The sequence below is a fragment of the Marivivens donghaensis genome, from assembly GCF_011806565.1.
GTDB lineage: Bacteria > Pseudomonadota > Alphaproteobacteria > Rhodobacterales > Rhodobacteraceae > Marivivens > Marivivens donghaensis_A.
Genome location: NZ_JAATOP010000002.1, coordinates 450,034 through 458,514, shown reverse-complemented (window position 1 = coordinate 458,514; position 8,481 = coordinate 450,034). Strand labels below are relative to the sequence as shown.

The 8,481-nt window shown below is 56.3% G+C and carries 8 protein-coding genes, 1 tRNA gene, 1 pseudogene and 1 riboswitch; of the genes and pseudogenes, 3 read left to right on the top strand and 7 right to left on the bottom strand.

The features are described from left to right. From HCZ30_RS05230 to HCZ30_RS05220, 3 genes and pseudogenes are all read right to left on the bottom strand, one after another. Positions 1–269 (bottom strand): annotated as a pseudogene (locus HCZ30_RS05230) (cobalt ABC transporter permease); the annotation flags it as partial. Between the two features lie 4 nt (positions 270–273). Beyond that, positions 274–885, bottom strand: a complete 612-nt coding sequence (gene cbiM / locus HCZ30_RS05225) for a cobalt transporter CbiM (RefSeq protein ID WP_167637044.1) — start codon at positions 883–885, stop codon at positions 274–276. Between the two features lie 5 nt (positions 886–890). Further along, complete coding sequence (locus HCZ30_RS05220) at positions 891–1,676, bottom strand: DUF4198 domain-containing protein (protein WP_246212600.1); 786 nt, start codon at positions 1,674–1,676, stop codon at positions 891–893. 131 nt (positions 1,677–1,807) lie between these two features. Next, positions 1,808–2,024: riboswitch (cobalamin riboswitch) on the bottom strand. 167 nt (positions 2,025–2,191) lie between these two features. On the opposite strand from HCZ30_RS05220, the gene HCZ30_RS05215 reads away from it, so the two are divergent. From HCZ30_RS05215 to HCZ30_RS05205, 3 genes are all read left to right on the top strand, one after another. Continuing rightward, positions 2,192–3,118 (top strand): MYG1 family protein, encoded by a 927-nt coding sequence (locus HCZ30_RS05215; RefSeq protein ID WP_167637042.1) that lies wholly within the window; start codon positions 2,192–2,194, stop codon positions 3,116–3,118. Positions 3,119–3,201: 83 nt separating this feature from the next. Further along, positions 3,202–3,278: transfer RNA gene (locus HCZ30_RS05210), tRNA-Arg, on the top strand. Between the two features lie 98 nt (positions 3,279–3,376). Then, positions 3,377–4,756, top strand: coding sequence for a tyrosine-type recombinase/integrase (locus HCZ30_RS05205; RefSeq protein WP_167637040.1), 1,380 nt, complete (start codon positions 3,377–3,379; stop codon positions 4,754–4,756). A 58-nt stretch (positions 4,757–4,814) separates the two neighbouring features. Here HCZ30_RS05205 and HCZ30_RS05200 read toward each other — a convergent pair whose 3' ends face one another. The 4 genes from HCZ30_RS05200 to HCZ30_RS05185 form a co-directional block, all read right to left on the bottom strand. After that, positions 4,815–5,849, bottom strand: a complete 1,035-nt coding sequence (locus HCZ30_RS05200; RefSeq protein ID WP_167637038.1) for an RES family NAD+ phosphorylase — start codon at positions 5,847–5,849, stop codon at positions 4,815–4,817. A gap of 4 nt (positions 5,850–5,853) precedes the next feature. Beyond that, on the bottom strand, positions 5,854–6,798 hold the full coding sequence (locus HCZ30_RS05195; protein WP_167637036.1) for a sce7725 family protein: 945 nt from the start codon (positions 6,796–6,798) through the stop codon (positions 5,854–5,856). 8 nt (positions 6,799–6,806) lie between these two features. Then, positions 6,807–7,694, bottom strand: a complete 888-nt coding sequence (locus tag HCZ30_RS05190; RefSeq protein WP_167637033.1) for a sce7726 family protein — start codon at positions 7,692–7,694, stop codon at positions 6,807–6,809. A 130-nt stretch (positions 7,695–7,824) separates the two neighbouring features. Then, on the bottom strand, positions 7,825–8,457 hold the full coding sequence (locus tag HCZ30_RS05185) for a recombinase family protein (RefSeq protein WP_167637102.1): 633 nt from the start codon (positions 8,455–8,457) through the stop codon (positions 7,825–7,827). Positions 8,458–8,481: the final 24 nt, after the last annotated feature.

The following is an 8,481-nucleotide window of genomic DNA, read 5'->3' as shown; positions in this document are numbered from 1 at the left end:
CCCGCGCCAAGGTCGGCGCGGAAGACGTGGGTGATGGCGTCGCTCGGCTGATAGACAAAGAAACCGTCCGCATCGGTGGTCGCCTCGCCCAGCTTTTCGCCATTCTGATCGAAGACCTCGACCAGTTGAGCGACGGCCATGTCGCCGTTGGAAAAGCCAAGCTCGCCTTCGATCATGTCGCCCGACTGAAACACGCCAAAGATAATCTTGTGCGCAAACGCAGGCAGCGGGGCCAGCGCGATCGCGGCGGCCAGTAGATATGCACGCATCGGATTACGCACCGCTCACGGCGAGGAACAGATCGGGCCGCACCTTTCGTACGAGGTACACGGCAGCGCCGGTCAGCAGCCCTTCGACAACCATGATCGGGATGTGCGCCCAGAAAACGGCATAGGCGGCGGGGATAAACTCCTCACCCGACAGCGCCAACGACAGGCCGACCATGATGGTGGTTAGCGCGATAGCGAACGCACCCGCGAACCCCGCCCAGATCGATGCCATGTTCGGTGTGCTACTTTCGATCAGCTGGCGGAACAGCAAGCCCGTCAGAACGGCTGGACCAGCGATGTTAATCGCGTTGACGCCGAGCACGGTGATCCCGCCAAAACCGAAGAACACCGCTTGCAGAAGCAGACCTACGAACAGCGCAGGGAACGCAGCCCAGCCGAGGATCAGACCTGCGAGGCCATTGAGGATCAGGTGAACCGAGGACACGCCGATCGGGACATGAATGAGCGAAGCGACAAAGAACGAGGCGGACAGCACCCCTGCGGCAGGGATGCGTTCCAGCGTCAGTTTATTCAGGCCGATGCCGATACCGGCAACGGTCAGCGCCGCTCCGCCGAAAAGAACTGGGGTCGCGAGGGCACCATCAAGGATATGCATACTCTTTACTCCATCTCGTAGGCGTGGACCCAGATCACTGCGTCTTGGCTGAGTTCTTTGCCGTCGAATTCGGTCGTCTTGCCTGCGCCTAGCGCGGCAAAGCCCCACCAACCCGCGCGCGGAACGCCGAAGGTGAAGTAACCGTTGATGTCACTGATTGCGACGACGGCTCCGCCCGGCATCGTGGTGACGCTCGGCGTCGTGGTGGACGATTGCGCCATGTCCGGCACGGCGGCCACGTATTCGACCTCGATCTCGACACCCGCGACAGGCTCGCCGTCAGCGAGGACACGACCGGTGAAGGTCGAACCTGCGATGATGTTGTAGGGCTTGTTGAGCGGCTGGATCTCTGCGGGGAGGTCCAGAACCTCGTTCCAGTCGGTCGGAAGGCCGTTGCGGTTCAGAACCAGTTTGGTGAACTGCTGGATGTAGATGTCCTCGGACTCTTCCAGATAAGGCTGCGGCGCAGTGACAACGACATAGTCGCCCGAGCGCTTCACGGGCACGCTAGCCTTGTAGGACTGGCCTGCGTTCTCCGAACCCTCGAAGCTCGTCTGCTCCAGAGTGTCCATAAGGTCGGTCTTTTCACCGCCGTGAATGACGTAGAACTCTTCGGGCTCCGCCAGATCCATGACGTGGCCGTTTTCAAAGGGATGCCAGAAGATCAGCTGCATCGGCACGTCGCCGGGACGCTCGATCTGGGTTTGGTCGGTATAGGGAAGTAGAAAGTGCGCCGACGCGGTCTGCGCCAGACATGTTGCTGCAAAAGTTGCCAGCATGAGTTTCTTCAATGTGTCGTCCTCCAAATGACGCTGATGGCAGATGCCATGCATGATGAAGGGACTAACGGGGATACAGGCGCGAAACGGTTTTTTGCCACTCCGGGCCAGACGCTCACCCCGGCGTCCGGTCAAAAGGTCCGGTCAAGGACCATGTGGCGGCAGGTCTCCTGGCTCGCGGGTCGTCGCGTTGTCCGGCCTTCCCGGGATATCCCAGTGGCATCGTCGGACACGCTCACCGCTCACAGTTGCGGGGGCAGCTACGGTCTCGGTCCCTGTTGGGTACGCCTCACCGTATTCCCTTTTGCTTCCACCCCATCGTAGTCGGATGCGGCAGAACCGGTCACATCATCTGTGTTCGCTTTATTCGGGTGCCCTGTCAATGGTCGAACACGACGAGAGGCGCGCTGCTCGCGTCAGTGATGAATTTTCTATCTGTTTGTCATAGGGTTTGGGCTCGGCTAGGTTCCGCCCGACCCGCGCAGGCCCATTCCCTGCCTATCCGAATTGCACTGGCCCCTATTTCCATGACCATCCAATACCTCGTGACCCACTCCGGCGGCTTCCATGCCGACGAGCTTCTGTCTTCCGTGATTCTCACCCGCCTCTACCCCGAGGCCAAGATCGTCCGCAGCCGCGATCCCGAATGGATCACCCCGGGCGAGGGAAAGATCATCTATGACGTGGGCCGCGATTATGTCGCCGATGCGATGATCTTCGACCACCACCAGCGCCCTTCGCCCCTGCGCGAGGATGAGCAGCCGTACAGCTCCTTCGGGCTGGTATGGAAACACTTCGGCGAGGAATACCTGCTCGCCTCGGGTGTTCCCGAGGAAGATATCGAGGCGATCTGGAAGTCCTTCGACAAAGGCTTCGTCCTGCCCATCGACCTGATGGACAACGGCGTGGTGAACCCGTCGGTCGCTGGCCCGCATTTCTCCAGCCTCACGCTGCCCGTTCTTCTGGAAAGCCTGAAGCCGGTGTTCGACAACCGCACCCCAGGCGCCGACGACGCAGCCTTTGCCGAGGCGCTCATCGTCGCCCGCGCCTTTGTCGAAGCGTCGATCAAGAACAAAGCCGCCAAGCGCCGCGCCGAATCCATCGTGATGAAAGCGATTGAGGACGCTGGCGAAGGCCGCGTGCTGGAGCTGCCGATGGGAATGCCGTTCCGCCCCGCCGTGGAACGCGCTGGCGCGGATCACCTGCTCTTCGTCATCGCGCCGCGCGACACCGACTGGTCCCTGTCGGGCATCCGCGTTGGCGGCGACACTTTCGAGCAGCGCGCCGACCTCCCCGCCGCATGGGCCGGCTTGACCGATGAAGCGCTTGAGGAGGCGTCTGGCATCAAAGGCGCGAAGTTCTGCCACAACGCCCTGTTCCTCGCGATTGCCGACAGCCGCGAGGCAATCCTCGAAATGGCCAACCGCGCCGTCGCCGCGGCAGAGGCAAACTGAGGGGCCCTGAGGCAAGGCATTTCCCTTGCCTCCCCCAATGACCACGGGTATTCCCCGAACTCGGGCGGCACACCGCCCGTCGCGGCCCCTTAGCTCAATTGGATAGAGCAGCGGACTTCTAATCCGCAGGTTGAGGGTTCGATTCCTTCAGGGGTCGCCACTAAATTTTTTCCTTGTAAAATAAAGCATTAATCGCACAGTGGTAGCCGCAAGTGGTGTACTTCACACCACGCTGGGACACTACGCGATGAGGTCGAGATGAAATATATCGAGCAGCCTAGAGGCCCGAATACCGCCTATCGATTCAAGATGAAGACGCCCGAGGCTCTTCGCGGCAAGCCGAACCCGTGGCGCGAGGGCAAGCTTTTTGGGAAAAATATCATTCTGAGCATGGACGGCGAGCGTCATCTCCCAACCGCACGGAAGCTAAGAGACCAGTACCTCGGTGAAATTCGAAGCCTAGAGATGCAGTTGAAAGACGCTGACCGCTTCAGCGTGAAGAGCGGTGAGATGTGGGCCGAATTACTTCGCAATTCCGACGACATCGACCACGAGGACGAGAGTACTCCCTCTCTCCGCAGCCTTTTCTATGACGAGATAGAGCGCGCACCGAAAGAGATACGTGACCGCTTTGGTGAAGTTGGTATGGCGCAGTCACTGTCGCTTAGAAAAGCTGTGGAACAGTACATTGATGCCCGCCGTGTCGAGAACCCATTCGGCTACAAGCCGCTCACGCACTCAGCCCAGAACGAACTCAAGACAGCGATACGCTACCTGTGCGACTTCATGGAGAAGACGGAAGAGAACCTTTACCTCGACGGTGTAAGCAAACATGCAGCCATGAGGTTTCGTGGAGAGTACCTTGGGGTGCTGCCCTCTAAGCAAACCGGAAAGCAACTCTCCCGCGCTACTATAGATAAACTTCTGACAATGCTTCGAGGCCTATGGGTTTGGGCAATTGAGCATCGCAAGCTGCCCAGTCAAGAGAACCCTTTCGTGTTTCCTAAGGGTCTGCCTAGAGCCAAGGTCAACAAGGAGGCGAGTAGAGAGGTCTTCAGACCAGAAGAGACCACAGCACTCCTTGCGGCTGCTCCTCAGGGTGACCGTATCGGTGACCTCTTCCGGATTGGCTTGGTCTGCGGCGCACGTATTTCAGAACTGGCGAAGGTCACGGTCGACAATACTGCTGAGGATGGTGGCATCTTTCACATTGACGGCGGTAAGACAGTGAACGCCAAGAGGGCCATCCCTGTCCCTACCATAGCGCGGCCTCTCATACAGAGACTTCGCGCTGCGGCTCTTGAGGCCGGAGAGACCCGCCTGTTCTTTGCCTTCCCGTTGGACCCCAAGACGGGAAGCGCCAAGGCAGCCTCTCAAGCGTTCACCCGCCTCCGCAGGGACGTGCTTGGCGAAAAAACAGATGGGAGACTCACGTTCCATTCTCTACGACATACGTGGAAGACAGCCTCGCGCCGCGCCGGGCTGTCCATTGACGATGCACACGACCTCGGCGGCTGGGCCTCCGTACGCCGCTCCTCGAACCCGTATGACCACGGCCTCAACAATAAGGAGCTAGCCGAGGCACAGGAGAAGGTGTGCGCTCTGCTGCTTGCTGACGGGCAGCTAGAGGGGTTCTGACGCCCCAGATGGTAGAAATGCATAAGATACGAAGGTGTTTGTGATCGGCAGCTTTTCACTATCCATTTGATGGCGCAATTCGGACATCGACTTTTTCTACCGAGTAACGCTCAACCTTAACCGCTTCCGCCAACTCAACATCGAAAACTGCGAGGTTCGAACCCGTTTCTGCCGAACTCCTATACATTACACCATCATACTTATGCATCTTTGCAAATTCGCAAATATATTGGCTCGGAACGTAATCCACCGGAGCACTTCGAGGTACCACTGGCCGAGTCAATTCTTTTCCCACTTCTTCGAGAAAGGGTAGATCAGCACGAAGTTGCAGAATTTGGATATCCCCACCCAACACGAAGGGTGAAACGTACCTTCGTGGATTACGAAAATCGATTACCTTCAAATCCTTCTTAAGTTCGAACTGTGCAACTGATACATAGTCACTAGGATGGGGCCTCACCTCCGAAACGCCGGTCTCTGCATTGGACGCCAGATACAAATAAGGTATGCCAGGTGGGCTAGCTCGACCATGTGACGATACTTCCCTCGGCGGGGCACCCATTTGCCTCAAATCAAAAGGTTCAGGCGAAACTTGTATTCTCGCTCGGCACCAAGTCTTCGCTTCAGTTGTGTTAGCCAGGTGCGCTAGGAGTCCTGCCAAGGCATCAAAATCAACGTTCTCTTGCGGAAAATAGCGATTTTTATATCTTAGCTCGTCCCGAATCCCCCCCCAATCTGCAATTGGTGCAACTTCATCAGACTCTCGCACGCGAAACTTTTTTAAATAAGTTCCGTCATGCTGCATTACCTCAAGCAAAAGCAGTTGCGCATCACTGTGCCGCAATGAATCTTCTGGAAAGAGACACCAGTCCCTCCTCAAGAGAGAAATTATGCTCTCGCCACCTTCATCCACCACCTCGTAAGCGGACAAGAGAGTCTCAAATTCCTCCTCAAGCTGCTCCGGCCGGACCAAAGGTACACCTCTGGATGCACAACGCGGGCAGAGTCCTTCTTCGCTCGACTGTTCTGGAATTCTATACTTTTCCAGATACGTATCGCCAAAGCAGCGAGGGCAGCAAAAATCATTGCTCATTTCGCTATCGCAGGTATCGCGCCAGAGTTTCCAAATGGTGCTTCATCGACAGCTTTTTCGCTTGCCCTAATCCTGGAAAATGCGAGCGACGGTGAAGATCACGGAATTCAATAACCGCACTGGTATCAGTAAACTTACCATTCGACTTATTCAACTCAGCAACTAGTTTACTCAGGGCCTCAATGAACTTGCCAGCCGGGTCCGTCGGCGTATCGACACGATCAGATACGAAATGCTGCACAAACATTTGCTCATCTTTATCATCGTCAATGAAGGTTAGATGAATAGCGACTGCATATGCTGGCCCGCCGCCCTCAACGTAGTCATGACCGACGGTAAGGAAGTCTCCGAAGCCATCTAGGCCCATGTCTGAGTAGACGAGGTGAAGGTCAGAAAAGTACTCTATTGGTCGTTTTGCGTAGTCAGCATTTTTCCGACGCTCTACGCCGTCTCTAACTAGAATGCGTTTTCGGGAACTTGCGAAATACTTTCGGTATAGAACATTCGAGTACCCATCAATAAAGACGTTGTCGAGCGTTGCCATGTCCGCCTCTAACGCTTCGACCAAGTCTTTAGCGTGGATAAATCCTGCATGTACTAGCACGGGAGCGTGATCACGATGCGCATCATAAAGCGCGAGTGCCTCATTGAGGCTCATATTCTCGGTAAGCAAAATTCCGGCGGAAATATTGTCTAGCTCTAGGTATTTGTCGTTTAACAGCTCGGTGATCTTCTGCCCATCGGCAACTAAGTCCCCGCAATCTGGATTAACGATGACAATGGACGCCCCGCCAGCCTCGCAGACAGCATCGAGAGCCCTTTCCAAACCTTTTAGCTGGGCCTTCACTGGCTCAATTATCGGCACGAAATTCACTTCTGCCATCAACTCAGCAGTCTCTCGCACCGTAATCAGCTCGAACTGCTTGCCCCGAAAATAGGGGTAATACATAGCTTCACCTAAACCCATGATTGTGCGTCAAACATGGTTGATGAAATACCCAATTGCAAGTTTGTCCACTGAGATTTGCTGATTTTGTGCTTAATCGCTGCGGGCTTCAGAGAAACTGGCAATTCTCGCAATAGTGGCTCTAACGGCGCTAGAGTTCGACTACGCTTCAGGGTATCCACCAAAGCTCCTTGAAGCTCTTGACTATCAAGGCACGCAAATATGGACATTAGCTCAGTGCGCATTCTGCCATTTGGGACATCCGGAACCGCGACGTCCAGCAATCTAAGTACCTCCAGAGCTTCAGGCGTTTGAAGAGACTCCAGCACTGCCAGCGGTTCAATCAGTTCCCAATTTTCGAATGCTTCTCGCACCGTAGAAATACGGTTCCATCGCGTCAAACAGAGCAGCCCAACTTCGGCTCCGACCGAACTGGCCACACCATCGCAGTGGTCTTCGCTCGAGATGACATATACCTTAGCGAAAACCCGTTGATAGTCCGCAACTTGCTTCGAGAGACGTACTAAGGTGTCGCGCTCAGACTTGATTTCATAGGCAGTAGCTGTACCGTTCAGTATCACGATATCAGCCTTACTCTTCCCAGCCCGCATTTCTGCAATAAGGCTCGCCGTTTGGAGATTATGCCTGCCTAGAAGCACGTTTTGCACCAAAGCAGCCTGATATACGTACTCGTTTCGGACCTGCTTCGCTCTTAGCTTCCGGAAAGCTAAATCAAACACCTCGCTAACGGTTGCGGAGGCGGGCACCTCTGAAGTCAGTTGAAGCTCGTCAGCAAGGCGAGCGAATTGGGGCGACTTTCCGGTTTTCGCAAATTCCTTGAACACGCTGGCAGAGAACAGACGCGCGAGAAGTGTGTGTTCAATATTCGCCACAGTCATACGTTTGTTCGGTCCAAGGTGTTCCCCAGTTCATACTATAGACTTAGTCGTCAGCAGATGGAATCCGAGGGCCCATCATGTCTTCATGAGCTTCACCGGTGTACTTCCTTTGCCACAGCCGCCCTCCTCGCTAACTCCACACCTCCAACGCCGCCTCTGCCTTCGCTGGGTCGTCCTTAATCCGCAGGACGGCCTGACGGGAGAGACCCGTGGCTTTGGAGATGGTGGAGGTGCCAGCGCCTTGGGAGAGCATCTCCGTCACCACCGATAGCTGCTCACGGTCATAGCTCGGTTTGCGTCCACGGTAGCTCTGAGGGTCACGTTCGCGGGCAGCCGCTATGCCAGCCTTCTGGGCCTCTTTCGTCGCCTCGGCCTGTGCTTGTGCCGTGGCAGCCATGAAGGCAATGAGAGCGTCCCTCACGGCCTCCTGCATGGGGTCCGTGGTGGCCCCGTCGAAGGTGAGGTTGTTGATGACCGTGCGGATGATGACGCCCCGGCGCATGAACTCCCTGATGGTGTCCGTCACGTCCTGATAGTTGCGCCCCAGACGGTCCACCCAGCGGACCACAAGCGTGTCACCTCTGCGGAGCATGTCGAACAGCCTCCGGCCTTCCTCGCGCTCTCTGAGCGTCGTGGTGACGCCTGAGGTGCCGTGGTCGGCCACCACCTCCTCAATGACAAACCCTGCGGCCTCGGCCTGAGACTTCTGATGATCAAGGGTCTGCTCCGTGGTGGAGACGCGGGCGTAAAGGATGGTGGTCATGGTGCTGTCCAGAAGTGTCCGTAA